The sequence below is a fragment of the Moritella sp. 5 genome (assembly GCF_018219455.1).
In the GTDB taxonomy this organism is placed as follows: Bacteria; Pseudomonadota; Gammaproteobacteria; order Enterobacterales; family Moritellaceae; genus Moritella.
On sequence record NZ_CP056122.1, the window covers coordinates 781,087 to 795,285 of the forward strand.

Annotated in this window: 16 protein-coding genes and 1 other RNA gene; 6 read left to right on the top strand and 11 right to left on the bottom strand. The window is 39.4% G+C overall.

Going from position 1 to position 14,199, the window contains the following annotated elements:
• Positions 1–3 precede the first annotated feature (3 nt).
• The 4 genes from HWV01_RS03610 to smpB all read right to left on the bottom strand — a co-directional run bounded on the left by HWV01_RS03610 (position 4) and on the right by smpB (position 1,621).
• Positions 4–354 carry a hypothetical protein gene (locus HWV01_RS03610; RefSeq protein ID WP_211674103.1) on the bottom strand — a complete coding sequence of 117 codons (351 nt, stop codon included), beginning with the start codon at positions 352–354 and terminating at the stop codon, positions 4–6.
• A 62-nt stretch (positions 355–416) separates the two neighbouring features.
• Positions 417–605 carry a hypothetical protein gene (locus HWV01_RS03615; protein ID WP_211674104.1) on the bottom strand — a complete coding sequence of 63 codons (189 nt, stop codon included), beginning with the start codon at positions 603–605 and terminating at the stop codon, positions 417–419.
• A gap of 136 nt (positions 606–741) precedes the next feature.
• Positions 742–1,100, bottom strand: a transfer-messenger RNA (tmRNA) gene (ssrA, locus tag HWV01_RS03620).
• A 41-nt stretch (positions 1,101–1,141) separates the two neighbouring features.
• Positions 1,142–1,621 carry an SsrA-binding protein SmpB gene (smpB, locus tag HWV01_RS03625; protein ID WP_211674105.1) on the bottom strand — a complete coding sequence of 160 codons (480 nt, stop codon included), beginning with the start codon at positions 1,619–1,621 and terminating at the stop codon, positions 1,142–1,144.
• Between the two features lie 221 nt (positions 1,622–1,842).
• Between smpB and HWV01_RS03630 the strand changes: the two genes are divergently transcribed.
• Both HWV01_RS03630 and HWV01_RS03635 read left to right on the top strand, forming a co-directional pair.
• Complete coding sequence (locus HWV01_RS03630; RefSeq protein ID WP_211674106.1) at positions 1,843–2,286, top strand: SRPBCC family protein; 444 nt, start codon at positions 1,843–1,845, stop codon at positions 2,284–2,286.
• Positions 2,267–2,596 (top strand): RnfH family protein, encoded by a 330-nt coding sequence (locus HWV01_RS03635; RefSeq protein ID WP_211674107.1) that lies wholly within the window; start codon positions 2,267–2,269, stop codon positions 2,594–2,596. The genes HWV01_RS03630 and HWV01_RS03635 overlap by 20 nt, the downstream gene beginning before the upstream one ends.
• A gap of 67 nt (positions 2,597–2,663) precedes the next feature.
• Here HWV01_RS03635 and bamE read toward each other — a convergent pair whose 3' ends face one another.
• The 3 genes from bamE to nadK all read right to left on the bottom strand — a co-directional run bounded on the left by bamE (position 2,664) and on the right by nadK (position 5,892).
• Positions 2,664–3,020: an outer membrane protein assembly factor BamE gene (gene bamE, locus HWV01_RS03640; protein ID WP_211674108.1), complete on the bottom strand. Its 357-nt coding sequence runs from the start codon at positions 3,018–3,020 to the stop codon at positions 2,664–2,666.
• A 153-nt stretch (positions 3,021–3,173) separates the two neighbouring features.
• Complete coding sequence (recN, locus tag HWV01_RS03645) at positions 3,174–4,835, bottom strand: DNA repair protein RecN (RefSeq protein WP_211674109.1); 1,662 nt, start codon at positions 4,833–4,835, stop codon at positions 3,174–3,176.
• 175 nt (positions 4,836–5,010) lie between these two features.
• Positions 5,011–5,892, bottom strand: a complete 882-nt coding sequence (gene nadK, locus HWV01_RS03650; protein ID WP_211674110.1) for an NAD(+) kinase — start codon at positions 5,890–5,892, stop codon at positions 5,011–5,013.
• Between the two features lie 260 nt (positions 5,893–6,152).
• Between nadK and grpE the strand changes: the two genes are divergently transcribed.
• Positions 6,153–6,809 (top strand): nucleotide exchange factor GrpE, encoded by a 657-nt coding sequence (grpE, locus tag HWV01_RS03655; protein WP_211674111.1) that lies wholly within the window; start codon positions 6,153–6,155, stop codon positions 6,807–6,809.
• Positions 6,810–6,904: 95 nt separating this feature from the next.
• Here the strand turns inward: grpE and HWV01_RS03660 are convergent, their stop codons facing one another.
• Positions 6,905–8,050 carry an anhydro-N-acetylmuramic acid kinase gene (locus HWV01_RS03660; protein WP_211674112.1) on the bottom strand — a complete coding sequence of 382 codons (1,146 nt, stop codon included), beginning with the start codon at positions 8,048–8,050 and terminating at the stop codon, positions 6,905–6,907.
• Between the two features lie 28 nt (positions 8,051–8,078).
• Positions 8,079–9,377 carry a peptidoglycan DD-metalloendopeptidase family protein gene (locus HWV01_RS03665; protein ID WP_211674113.1) on the bottom strand — a complete coding sequence of 433 codons (1,299 nt, stop codon included), beginning with the start codon at positions 9,375–9,377 and terminating at the stop codon, positions 8,079–8,081.
• Positions 9,378–9,558: 181 nt separating this feature from the next.
• Between HWV01_RS03665 and tyrS the strand changes: the two genes are divergently transcribed.
• Positions 9,559–10,755, top strand: a complete 1,197-nt coding sequence (gene tyrS, locus HWV01_RS03670) for a tyrosine--tRNA ligase (protein ID WP_211674114.1) — start codon at positions 9,559–9,561, stop codon at positions 10,753–10,755.
• A gap of 78 nt (positions 10,756–10,833) precedes the next feature.
• Here tyrS and HWV01_RS03675 read toward each other — a convergent pair whose 3' ends face one another.
• Positions 10,834–11,457: a trimeric intracellular cation channel family protein gene (locus HWV01_RS03675; RefSeq protein ID WP_211675658.1), complete on the bottom strand. Its 624-nt coding sequence runs from the start codon at positions 11,455–11,457 to the stop codon at positions 10,834–10,836.
• 872 nt (positions 11,458–12,329) lie between these two features.
• Here HWV01_RS03675 and greA point away from each other — a divergent pair.
• Positions 12,330–12,809, top strand: a complete 480-nt coding sequence (gene greA / locus HWV01_RS03680) for a transcription elongation factor GreA (protein ID WP_211674115.1) — start codon at positions 12,330–12,332, stop codon at positions 12,807–12,809.
• Positions 12,810–12,924: 115 nt separating this feature from the next.
• On the opposite strand, the gene yhbY is transcribed toward greA, so the two are convergent.
• Positions 12,925–13,221: a ribosome assembly RNA-binding protein YhbY gene (yhbY, locus tag HWV01_RS03685; protein WP_211674116.1), complete on the bottom strand. Its 297-nt coding sequence runs from the start codon at positions 13,219–13,221 to the stop codon at positions 12,925–12,927.
• Positions 13,222–13,335: 114 nt separating this feature from the next.
• Between yhbY and rlmE the strand changes: the two genes are divergently transcribed.
• Positions 13,336–13,980 carry a 23S rRNA (uridine(2552)-2'-O)-methyltransferase RlmE gene (gene rlmE, locus HWV01_RS03690; protein WP_211674117.1) on the top strand — a complete coding sequence of 215 codons (645 nt, stop codon included), beginning with the start codon at positions 13,336–13,338 and terminating at the stop codon, positions 13,978–13,980.
• The last annotated feature ends 219 nt before the right edge of the window (positions 13,981–14,199 follow it).

Sequence of the window (14,199 nt, forward strand, 5' to 3'; positions counted from 1 at the left end):
TGATTACATCCAATAAGACTTTGGCTTTGGCATAAAGTCGCTGGTATCAGACATATTTTTAATGTCGCCATTAGCATCTTTTTGCACTGGCTCTGCTTCTTTTTTAGGTTCTTCTAATTTCTTACCGTCGTCATAAACGATATCACTTGGATTTATTTGCTGTGAGCCTAACCCGTCAACGCTAATTGGTTGATCTTCAATGGCATCTTCAACTGTTGCAGGTGCTAACGTTTGAATCTGACTCATTGATTGGTTCATTGGTAGGTTTACTGGCTGGTTCATTGGCAGGTTAGAATGGAAGCTACAACCTTGATTTAATAGACAAAGAAAGATGATTAATTTTAAATGTTTCATTATTACCTCATGCACCATTGCTATAAACAGCAACGTGTTATGAATTACTGTATCCGCTAAACTTATTCTACTTGGGTTTTTAGCAGTGACATTACTGCCATGAATTCTGTAATGCCAAGAAGAGGACTTTTCTCTTTTTCTTTAGATTTCCCACCTAATATCGATGGAGCTTCAGATGATGAACCACCACCGAAACTGCTGCAACCTTGAAGTGACACGCACAGACAAATCATTAAAACTATCTTATTCATAACCACTCCATTGATTTACTTACTAAAAAAACTGTTTTTTATAAGCTTTTTCTGAATTTTAGATAAAGAAAAGCCCATTGAATCAAACCATTCAATGGGCTGCGACACTTAGGAGGGTGCCGTTCTAACTTGCGTTTGGTGGAGTCGGGGGGAGTTGAACCCCCGTCCGAAAAACCTACATCCGCGGTACTACATGTTTAGTCATCTCTATTAATTTAACTTTTTATTAAGCCGAGTGACAGGCCGAACAAAAGCGTGCTCGATTGAGTTTAGCACTTTCTCTACGAGCGAAGAGTCCATGCGATCCTGATATTTAATGACCATACAATATTAGAGACCCTCAGGCAGGGTTCTAAATGATGGCTAGCTAGCCTAAGCTGCTAGAGAGTAGTTAGAGTCGTTTGCAACTATAACAGTGCGGCTTTTTACGAGGCCAACCGCCCCTCGACATGCACCTAGGGTTTCGTGAATCTCGTCGAATCCTAAATCGACCCCAGAACTAAAATTCTACGCCAATAGTGTAGAATTGCAACACATTAACGAACTTTGTGCTTCATCATTCGTTCTTTGTCTATTTTCCATTCACGATCTTTCACATCTGAACGTTTATCGTGCTCTTTCTTACCTTTCGCAAGACCTATGTTGATTTTGACCCAAGCTTGCTTCCAGTACATTGACGTTGCAACAATAGTATAACCCTGACGGTCTACTTTACTTGCTAGTACTTCTAATTCACGCTTGTTTAATAATAACTTACGAATACGTGTCGGGTTGCAAACTACGTGTGTCGACGCGGCGTCGAGTGGCATGATCTGCGCTCCAGACATAAATGCTTCACCGTTTTTAATAAACACATAACTTTCGGTAATGTTTACTTTACCGGCGCGTAATGATTTAACTTCCCAACCTTGGAGTTCTAATCCTGCTTCCAAGCGATCTTCGATTTTATATTCGAAACTAGCCGTTTTATTTCTCGCGATGGTGTTTTCGCTTTTTTTTGGTTTTTTCTTAGCCATAATTTATCTTTATGCACCCATCATTGACGGAATTTAATGTTATAAATCTTATAACAAAATCGAATTTTATCCTAGTACTAGTCTTACTTTGCACGGAATAACAAATGAATTTTATGCAGAAAAATGCTAAAGTTGGCTACTTATTACTACTGGCAGAGAGAGATTGAGCCATTAGTAAGCGATTTAATTTTTTGATTGTTGTTTTCAATATAGGGACACGTATGCCACGGATAACGCGCAGCGCACTGTTAATGTATAGCGCTGACCAAATGTTTAATTTAGTAAACGATGTTAATGCATACCCAGATTTTTTACCAGGTTGTACTGGTACACGCATTTTAGATGAACATGATAATCAAATGACAGCAGCAGTTGATGTTGCCAGAGCCGGTATTAGCAAAACATTTACCACTAAGAATACGCTAATACCTGGGCAAGAAGTAAAAATGGATCTCGTTGATGGGCCGTTTAAAAAACTTACAGGTGGTTGGACGTTTAAAGCGTTAGATGAAACTGCATGTAAAGTAACTCTGGATTTAGATTTTGTATTTAGCAGTAAATTAGTGGAAGTAGCGTTTGGGCGTATTTTTTCTGACTTAGTGAATAATATGGTGCAATCTTTTACAGAGCGTGCAAAAGAGGTTTATGGTGTCGACCAAAATTAATGTAGACGTTATTTATGCATTACCGAAAGAACAAATTACCTTTACGGTAAGTTTAGATCAAGGTGCGACAGCTCAGCAAGCGATTGAAGCGTCAGGTATATTAGTCAAATATCCTGAGATTGAGCTAAATAAAAATAAATTAGGTATCTATAGTCGCTTAATCAAACTGGATACTGTGGTTCAAGATGGTGAACGTGTTGAGATATATAGGCCGTTAACTGCCGATCCTAAAGAAATGCGTAAACGCCGTGCTGAAAAAGCCAAAGAAGATGGGCGGATTCACGAAAAAACAGGCCAAAAAATAAGATAGAGAATAATAAAAATCACAACTCAATTTAGGTTGTGATTTTTATTATCAATAATTGTTTGTTCTTAATCTATTGATCAAGTGGCGTTGAAAAATTAGGGTTTAGCGGATAATCACCAACCACTGTTTTCAGCTTCTCACTTTCAAAGGTTAATACCAGTTGCTTACTTGTTACTTCGCCACGTCCTGTTTTGAAGCGATATAAGTAATTCCACACATCACGGTCAAATGAATCAACCAACATTGGACTACCAAGTACAAAAGTAACTTGTTCTTTCGTCATATCAACACGTAATTTGTCTACTTGATCATCTTCGACATAATTACCTTGTGGAATATCAATTTTATAAACTAGTTTTTCAAGAATTGAACAGCCCGATAAACTGAAGATGGCCAAGCCTGCAATGAGTAAGTGTTTTAAGCGCATAAGTATTTTGCTAATTAAGTCCATATAGATAGGTAAATAGTAACTCGGCTGGCGAGTGAAGTAAATCGATGTATTTAGTCGGTTTACTTAGAGGTAAGCTAATTAGAAGACAAAAGCAGGAATTAGTTCCCGCATTGTCTTTACTGTGAGGGGTTAAACTAACATTTCTGCAGCATTACTTAACGTCGATGTGGTGATCTTGTCTCCTCCAAGTAAACGCGCTAACTCTTCAATACGTTTTTCTTGGCTTAAGGGCTTCATGCAGGTTTCGGTAGTTTTACCATCGGTGGTTTTACTCACAAACATTTGTTGATGACCTTTGGAGGCGACTTGCGGTAAATGAGTCACGCACATAACTTGGGTTTTATTGCCTAATTGGCGTAATAGATTGCCAACAATAGAGGCGGTTTGCCCTGAGATTCCCACATCTACTTCATCAAAGATTAACGTTGGTGTTGATATTTTCTGCGCTGTGATTACTTGGATTGCTAAGCTTATACGTGATAACTCACCACCTGATGCCACTTTACCTAGTGCTTGTAATGGTTGCCCTGGGTTCGTTGAAACTAAGAAATTAATATTATCCAAACCTTGTGGATTTGGTGTTTTATGTTCACTGCTTTCAAGGGTTATTTCAAAACAACCATTTTCCATACTCAGTTCATGCATGCTTGCCGTGATCAGTTTGTTTAACTGCTTTGCGTATTTTTGACGACTTGATGATAGTTTTGTTGCTTGTTGATGATACTTAGCTTCAGATTCTTGTAGCTCTAGCTTGATACTCTCAATTCGTTCATCGTCACCGGCAATATTGTCTAATTCAGATTTTAGCATTTGGTGATGTGTCGCGAGCTGATCTGCGGGTACTTGGTGTTTACGTGCGAGCTCTAAGGCCTTACCTAAACGTTCATCAAGGTATTCAAATTGTTCAGGGTCGCGGTCAAGATTATCTGTGTAACTGCGAAGTTCATTACCGGCTTCTTCGGCTAGTACAACAGCTTCTTGCAAGGTATCTGTGATTGACTTTAATTTTGGGTCCATGTCTAGCAAGTTTTCTAAACGCTGAGTTACTATTTGCAACATGCTGCAGATGGTATTGTCTTCATTCTCATACAGTGTGTCTAAACTCGTCATACACTCTTGGACTAATTCAGTGCTGTTGGCTAAAAGTTTATGTTCAGCTTCAATCTGGCTATATTCACCATCGGCTAAGGCAAACTCGTCAAGCTCTGATACTTGATATTGTAATAGCTGTTGTCTGGCTGCCCGTTGTTGCTGGTTTTGTATTAGTTTCTTTTCTTCATCCGCTAAATTATGCCAATCTCGGTAACTATCACGGACGCTCGTCTGTAATTTTGTATGGCTGGCATAACCATCGAGGATCGCTAATTGGATTTCTGGTTTTAATAAAGTTTGATGTGCATGTTGTCCATGTACCTGAACCAAATATTGAGACAGTGCTTTTAGTTGTTGTAATGGGACGGGGACACCATTGATATAGCCTTTAGATCGGCCTTCTGCAGTGATAACACGGCGCAGGATACATTCATCTTCATTATTTAATTCGTGCTCGGCTAGCCATTTGTAGGCGAGGGAACTTGCTTCTACGGTAAAAATGGCGCTGATTTCAGCTTTTTTCTCGCCGGGCCTAACTGTACTGGCATCGGCACGAGAACCTAAAGCAAGACCAAGCGCATCAATGGCTATGGATTTGCCTGCACCTGTTTCACCAGTTACGGTTGTCATGCCTGACTTTAGTTCAAGTTCTAAAAATTTAACGATAGCAAAATTATGAATAGTGAGTTGCGTTAGCATACTGTACCCTGTTTATTTTATCAGGCTGGTTTTATATACAGTATATATACACTGACCCATAAGTGTAAATACTTTGCTTATAGTTGAGGGGTTTATTTTCAATTTGTGATCAAGATACAGAGAAGTGAAAGGATAGGCTTAACATGGGCTAAGCCTTTATAGCGCTGCGTTCAGACTAAAATAATTTGCTTCCCCAGCCTAATTTTTCACGTAAAACATTAAAGTAATCATAGCTTTTCGGATGGATCAAATTGAGATGGTTTTTATCTCGTTTGATGATAATTTCATCACCAGGAAGCACGCCAATGTGGACGTGGCCATCACAACTGACCATCATATTTTCTTCATTATTTGGCGAAACAACTAATTTAATCGTGCTATTGGCGTTGATGACAATAGGGCGGCTTGACAGTGTATGAGGGAACATCGCCATTAAGGTGATTGCTTCTAGACTTGGAGATAGGATTGGACCACCGGCAGATAACGAATAAGCTGTTGAACCTGTAGGTGTTGAGACTAATAGGCCATCGGCACGTTGGCTCAGCATAAAGCTATCATCAATGTAGACTTCAAATTCAATCATCGCGGGGATCTTACCTGGGTGTAAGATAGTTTCATTAAAGGCCAAGTTGGTGGCTTTTAACATCCCGTAGCGATAAATAGATGTGTTTAATAAAATACGCTTTTCCGAGATGTACTCGCCTTTAAGTACGCCCAATAAATGGTCATCAAAAGCTTCTGGATCAAGATCGGTAAGGAAACCTAAATTACCCCGGTTAACCCCGATAACGGCAATATCAAAACGGGATAATACGCGACCAGCACCAAGCATGTTGCCGTCACCACCCACCACAATGGCAAGATCCGCTTCTTCACCTAGGTCCATCAGTGGCCGTGATGCGATATTATCCATGCATAGGTCTTGAGATACACGACTGTCAACAATAACCTTGTATTGGTGTTCGGTTAAAAAATTGTGTAGGGCAATAAGGGTTTTGGTTGTTTCTGGGTGTTTGGGTTTTCCGATTAACCCGATGGTTTTGAATTCTCTCTTCATTGCCTTGATTCCACTAAGTAAGTATGAGGTCAGTATATACTTAAGCCACTTCAAGATTCAAAGTATAAACGCGATCTAAATGTCGCTTAATTAATAATTTATAGTGTGTTATTTAGAACTATTTTTACTGTAGGGTGTAACTAGGGATGAATTTGACTTGAATCTCGTGTTAGGATCCCCATTATATTTCGGTATAAACCATTAATTGTAATATAGCGTACTAATTATAGAGTATGCTGAATCGAATGTCGGAGAAAGTAATGAGCAGCGAAAAGCAAAAAGTACAGGCTGAAAATAAAGTTGAAGAGCAATTAGTAACAGAAACTGAAGCACAGCCTGTAGTTGAAGATGTTACAGTTGAAGATGTTACAGTTGAAGAAGCGACTGTGGAAGTTGATGAGTCTGTAGCACGCATCGCTGCATTAGAAGCTGAACTAGCGAAAGCAACTGCATCAGCAGCTGAATTTAAAGATACTGCATTACGTGCGAAAGCTGATGCTGATAACATTCGTCGCCGTGCTGCGATTGATGTTGATAAAGCAAAAAAATTCGCGCTAGAAAAGTTTGCTAATGAATTACTGCCTGTTATTGATAACATGGAACGTGGTTTGTTACATGTTGATAAAGCAAATGAAGCATTACTACCATTGATTGAAGGTATTGAGCTAACAGCTAAATCACTGGAATCTGCATTAGAAAAATTTGGGGTTAAATCTGTTAACCCTGAAGGTGAAAAATTCAACCCTGAGTTACATCAGGCAATGAGCATGATTGAAAGTGCTGATGTTGAACCAAATACAGTGATTACTGTGATGCAAAAAGGTTATGAACTAAATGGTCGTCTAATCCGACCTGCAATGGTGATGATCTCAAAAGCGGTAGCAACACCAACTCCAACAATTGATACGCAAGCTTAATTGTCGATATAAATAAGAATCGAATAAAAATAGAGCCATTTGGCTCTATTTTTTTATCTGATTTTTATGTTCGTGAGTATGGTTATATCATGGTATTAACCAGCTGGATAAAAAGCACCTAAAATAGCCAAACGGCTTGCGCCAGTTACAGCGGGCAAATTACCTGGTTGTTTATGAATATGTTGTTTTGCTAACCAAGCAAACGCAATTGCTTCAACCCAATCGGGGTCAATACCTATCTCTGTGGTCGTCATTACTGGTGTAACTGGTAATAATAGTGCCAAGTCGGCCATTAATAATGGGTTGGCCGCACCACCACCACAAATATACACCTCACCATTTATATCCCCATCATTATTGCTAAGCATTAATTTATTGACTTCATTCGCAACCGAGACTGCAGTAAAGCGAGTTAATGTTCGTTGGACATCAGCATTTGAATAAGGGACCGCTAAAATGTCTAAATAGCCTTGTAGCCAAGCTAAATTAAATAATTCTCGACCCGTACTTTTGGGGGGGATTAGCGCAAAAAATTCATGCTTTAGCAATGAAGTTAGTAAAGACTCAATAACAACCCCTGATTTTGCCCATTGGCCATCTTCATCGTAGCTTTTTAGGCTGTTATTTTTAGCAGTAAACCAGGCGTCGAGTAGGGTATTCCCCGGACCAGTATCATAGCCAATAATGGATTTATTCTGCTGCAAACTAGGTAAATAGGTAATATTGGCTAAACCGCCAACATTAATAATGGCGCGATTGATACTCTGGTGTTGAAATACAGCCTGATGGAAAGCAGGGACTAAGGGCGCACCTTGACCACCAAGGGCCATATCTTTGCGTCTAAAGTCAGCGACGGTATCAATATTGGTCAAGGCAGCAAGAACATTAGCATCACCGATTTGTAAGGTGAAGCCATGCTCGGGGTGGTGACGTACCGTTTGACCATGAGAACCAATAGCTGTGATGTCTTTGGCTGTATACTGTGTTTTAGCCAGCAATTGCTCACAAGCAAGCGCAAAGGTTTCTGCAAGCGGTTGCTCGATGGTGGCAAGTGTGCTTATTTCATTGTCGTTAGGACGACACAATTGATGCAGTTGAGCCGTTAACTTCGCAGGCATAGCTTGTAAGTGCTGGGTAATAAGTTGGCACTTGCCATGCTCAAATGCGACTAAGGCAGCATCAATACCATCAATACTGGTTCCAGACATCAGTCCGATATATAACTCACGTTTGTTTGGCATTGTCGCTCCTTAAATCAGCCGTTCATCTTTATCGTGCGATTAAACTGTATAATTTCGCATTATTTTCCAATTGCTCTATGATGCCTTTCGCTTCGGAAACAAACTTGGCCTTTTCACTACCGCGTAATGACTCTGCTTTTGGTAGTGACACTGTTTTTGGATTTTTGTGCTTACCATTGACTAAGAATTCATAATGTAAATGGGGGCCCGTTACGCGACCCGTCGCACCAACCGTGCCAATTTTTTGATTCTGTTTAACCCGCTGTCCTTGTTTGACACTGCGCTTATTCATGTGCAGATATTTAGTGACAATATTAGCGTTATGTTTAATAAAGACGTAATTACCGTTAAAGCGGTTATAAGCAGATGCGATAACTTTACCGTCACCCGCAGATACAATCGGGGTACCTGTTCTAGCTGCGTAATCAATACCATTATGCGCACGTACTCTGCCTGTTACTGGATGACGGCGATTACGGTTAAAACTAGAACTGATATATTTAAAGTTTACCGGAGCGCGCAAGAAGGCTTTACGCATAGAGCGTCCTGACGGGGTATAGTAGCTGCCATCTTTATGGCGTACCGCTTGAAATTTATCTCCTTGGTTGATGAACTCTGCGGCAAGGATATTACCTGTAGAAACAAAATCACCATCAATATATTGTTCTTCATAAATCACGGCAAAACTGTCGCCCGCTCGAATATCGAGGGCGAAATCGATATCCCAACCAAATATTGTGGCTAAGTTCATGATTTGTTTTGCAGGCATCTTACCTTTAACTCCTGCATTCCAGAAGTTACTGGTGATCACTGCACGCGTGAATGTTTCTCTTACCTCTATTTTATTTTTAAGGGTGTTAGTTGTGTAACCATCAGCTGTTTTATTAATGTGTAACGATTCGGTGGCGCTGTAAGGGTAAATAAGCTCAACAAATTGGCCATCGTTATTCGTTGTGATGGTTAGTTTTTGTCCTGGATAGATACTGCGTAAGCGTTTAGCCGATGACAATTTGTCTATTTCATAGATGGTTTTTGTCGATAAATGGCTACGTTGACCAATTAACGATAGGTTATCACCCGCGCGAACAATAATTTCCTCACTGGTTAATCGTGATTTAACCGGTTTATTTTCTGCCGAGGTGATGCGAGGTAATTTTAAACTGTAACGATCACCAACTTGGTATATATAAAAAGAGTCTGCATCTGATGATAGTGGAGCGCTGGTGGAGACTGGGAGTAACAGCAGTGTAATGATCAAACCAAAGATAATCAGAATGAAGGTTCGGTGCTGTTTTGGTAATTGCTTAAAACGGTTACCGAATGACATAAGAAAGCACAACCTTGTGGCAATTTAAAAAGAAGGTACATATTCTAACAAATACTAAGGTCTGTGCAAAAAAATTATCACCAAATTAATGGTATTGCCTCAGTGCAATGGTTTTCAATTGTGATGCTATCCAGTAGTATAGAGTTATTATATTTAGGTAATAAGTGTGGAGCTTAATATTATGACGCAAATCAATGATGCGTTACGTGAAATCAAACGTGGTACAGAAGAAATCCTAGTTGAAGAAGAATTAGTAGCAAAACTGAAAGAAGGTCGTCCGCTAAGAATTAAATTAGGTGCTGATCCAACAGGTGCTGATCTACATTTAGGCCATACTGTTATCTTAAACAAGTTACGTCAATTTCAAGATCTTGGTCATGAAGTTATCTTCTTGATTGGTGACTTCACTGCAACCGTGGGAGACCCGTCAGGTAAAAACTCGACACGTCCACCACTAACACGTGAAGATGTACTTGTTAATGCGAAAACGTATACAGATCAAGTATTCAAAATTTTAGATGAATCAAAAACACGCATTGAATTTAACTCTACGTGGTTAAACGAATTAGGTGCTGCGGGCATGATCCGTTTGGCGTCGCAACAAACAGTTGCACGTATGCTAGAGCGTGATGACTTCAAAAAACGCTATGCGTCAAATCAAGGTATCGCGATCCACGAATTTATGTACCCATTATTACAAGGTTATGATTCAGTTGCGCTGCAATCGGATGTTGAGCTTGGCGGTACAGATCAAAAATTCAACCTATTAATGGGTCGTGAATTACAAAAAGCAGAAGGTCAAAAGCCACAAACGGTCATCATGATGCCACTGCTTGTTGGTCTTGATGGCGTGAAAAAAATGTCTAAATCAGCGAACAACTATATTGGTGTAACAGATGCACCGAATGAGATGTTCGGTAAGATCATGTCGATCACTGATGAGTTGATGTGGAACTACTTCGAATTATTATCATTCCGTCCATTAGCTGAAATTGAAAAGTTCAAAGCTGATATCGCGGCAGATGCTGTTAATCCACGTGATGTTAAAATTTCATTAGCAAAAGAAATCATTGCCCGTTTTCACGATGAAGCGGCAGCAGAAAGCGCACATAATGACTTCACGCAGCGTTTTTCAAAAAATGCGATCCCAGATGAAATGCCAGAGTTTGATTTTGCAGTAAGTGATGCAATCGCAATTGCTAACTTATTAAAAGGTGCTGGCTTAGTATCAGGGACATCGGAAGCGATGCGTATGATCAAGCAGGGTGCTGTTAAGATTGATGGCGAAAAAGTAGAAGATACACGTCTTGTGCCGACTGCGGGTACAGCCGTATACCAAGTCGGTAAACGTAAGTTTGCACGTATTACACTTGGCTAACTGCTGATAAATTATTTAAGCCCGTTATGATGATTGTCATAACGGGCTTTTTAGTTTTAGGCTGCTAGCGAATGTAATTTACGAGCGGTGGTGTTTTAAAACAAAGATAGGTAATCTTAAATGCCAATGTACTGCGGCCATTCGAAGTGTAAATACCCCTGTCATAGCAAGTAACATCGCTAAACCTTCAGTTATGCCAATGAGTAGTGCGCCGGTATAAACCAGGCCACCCAAGACAGATGCCGTCGCATAAATATCTTTTTGTAATACCATCGGCACGCGACTGGCTAACAAGTCTCTAATAATACCCCCTGCAACACCGGTGATCACGCCCATAACTACCGCGGTCATCCCCGGCGCGCCATAAGCTAAGGCTTTCTGCGTACCCAGTACGGTGAATAAGGCTAAGCCTGCTGCATCCGCAAGGGGTAATAATATTGGCGGCATGCGATGATTACGGTTAGCAAACAAAATGGTTAACATAGACGTCAGAATAATAACGGTGAGGTAAACGGGGTCGTGCACCCAGAATGCAGGGCCTACATCTAAAATAGCATCACGTATTGTGCCTCCTCCAATCGCGGTTACGGCAGCCAATACTGTAGCGCCAAATGGGTCCATGCGCATCTGCCCAGCAACTTGTACGCCTGATATTGCAAAAACGGCGGTACCCGCTAAATCGAGTAAATAAATCATATCCATGTTCATCATCAGTAAACTTATTAATCCTTTCTATATATTTGTCCATAATTAAGAAGAGCAGAGTATACGGATAGAGAAAACGATTTCTTTTAGCTATATCGAAGTTCTAACAAATAAAGTTGCTAATATAAATAAAATTTGAATTATTAATGATGCGATTCTGAATATTATCTTTCAGATGAAATTGAGAGGGAAGTGGGTAAAAGAGGGTTATATGTAGGCATAAAAAAACAGCATAGAGAAGTTTTTGTCTATTTATAATCAAGCGTTATAAAACAATAAACTTTTCCATGCTGTTTTTGGTATTTTAAACTATAGGCTAGCGATTGATGGTAAAGCACCACTTGTGATTGCTAAAGTAGTTAAAACAGTAAAGACGGCTATAAATTCTTTCATGATAATGTCCTTGGTGTTAATGGATTGAGTACATTATGCACACATTTTATTCGTTTGGCTAGCTATTTATGAGAAAAGTGTAACTTTTGGTACTTTGGGCTCTCGATGGTGTTGAAGTGCTGATTAGTGTAAGTCTTAATCTTTTTATCCGTGCTGGCTGTTGTGATTCATGATATTTTTGTTGTTGAGCATTTTAATTTGTATGCAAAAGTTTAGTTTTAGTTGTTACGATCATGACTTCACTTGTGTTGGCTGAAATGTACGTAAAATAGCGCGTTAAGTCGAATTTTAAAGCTGGTTATTAATGAGCAATCAAAGGTCTCAATAATCAGATTTAATGTGTTTAATGGTTTGAATAAGGTGAAGTATCGTCATATTCGTATTACAATAGGGGCATTATGATTGTAAACATTGTCGGCGCTGTAAAATTCAGTAATGTCATGATAATGAATTGATTAAAAGGTTATAAAAGTATTATGAGTAATATTATCCCAATGACTGCACGTGGTGCAGATAATTTACGTGAAGAGCTCGAACGTCTTAAAACTGTTCGCCGTCCTGAAATTGTGAATTCAATTGCTGAAGCGCGTGAGCACGGCGATTTAAAAGAAAATGCGGAATACCATGCGGCACGTGAAGAGCAAGGGTTTTGTGAAGGCCGTATTCAAGATATTGAAGGCAAGTTATCAAATTGCCAAATTATTGATGTAACAAAAATGGCAAACAATGGTCGTGTTATTTTTGGTTGCACAGTGACAATTTATAACACTGAAACGGAAGAGGAGATCACTTACAACCTAGTGGGTGATGATGAAGCGAATATTAAACAAAACCGCATTTCAATTAATTCACCAATTGCGCGTGGTTTAGTAGGCAAAAGTGTCGATGATGTTGCGGTTGTGACGACACCGGGCGGCGCGATTGAATTTGAAATTGTATCGGTAGAATATATCTAACTATCGACACACTGCATGAAAATACAGACACGAATTATGGTGTACTGTGACCCAGTTTTAACACTGGGTATAGTCGAGCTGGGATTCCTTGCCCAGCTGGATACTCATAAAGCTATTATTTTTTTGGCAGTATGATTTTCTTTTCATCACTTGTACGATAAATGACCAGTGTGTGGCCAATACTTTGTACTTTTTCTGCGTTAGCTTCTTTTACAATGGTATCCATTACTAATGCTTTTTGGTCACGGTCTTCTGACGCAACTTTAATTTTGATTAATTCATGATGTGCTAGCGCTACTTCAATTTCAGCCATTACACCTTCTGTTAAGCCGTGTTGGCCTAGTAAGATGACAGGTTTTAATGAATGTGCTAAACCTTTTAGGTGTTGCTTTTGTTTGTTGCTTAATGCCATATTTTAAATTTCTTATTACTTAGGGTTGAAAAAGAGTAATTTTAGCTTCATCTTCATCTTAATACCATGCCATTATGGTAATGGTTTAAAAAAATATTATTAACAGGCTTTCAGATGACCCCGACACCGAAGAAAAAAAGTACCCAAAAGGGCAGTTCAAAGAATTGGCTGCAAGAGCATCACAACGATAAATATGTGAAAGATGCGAAGAAGCAAGGGTTGCGTTCACGTGCGACTTTTAAACTTGAAGAAATTCAAGCAAAAGATAAATTATTAAAACCGGGTATGAATATTGTTGACCTTGGTGCAGCTCCTGGTGGTTGGTCACAATATGCGGTTAAACAATTAGGTGATAGAGGTCGTGTTATTGCTTGTGATATTTTAGCTATGGATCCAATTGCTGGAGTCGATTTCTTGCAAGGTGATTTCCGAGATGAAAAAGTATTATCAGCATTACTGGCTAAAGTCGGTGATGGTCAGATTGACGTAGTGATTTCTGATATGGCACCAAATATGAGTGGCAATATCGGTGTCGATCAGCCCGCTTCAATGTACTTGGTTGAACTTGCTCTCGAAATGTGTCGTGAAGTGCTTAAACCAAATGGCAGTTTTGCGGTCAAAGTATTCCAAGGTGAAGGTTTTGAGCAATTCATGAAAGATGTACGTAGTATGTTTACTGTAGTTAAAACCAGAAAGCCGGATTCATCACGTGCTCGTTCACGCGAAGTTTTCATTGTTGCGACAGGTTATAAAGGCTAAATTATTGTGACCTGTGACAAAAGTAATATCACTGCTGCTATTGAAGAATTAAATCAAGATTTGTCATCAATTAACATTTAATTATGTTAATAAATAGCCAAGTCTTGATATATTTGAGTAGACAGTAGAGAATATCTAAAGGGTTCTGCAGCCTTGCATTTTAATTGTAAGGACCACAGGATTGAAATTTAAAATGTAAGTTGTTGTTAAACTGTCTAT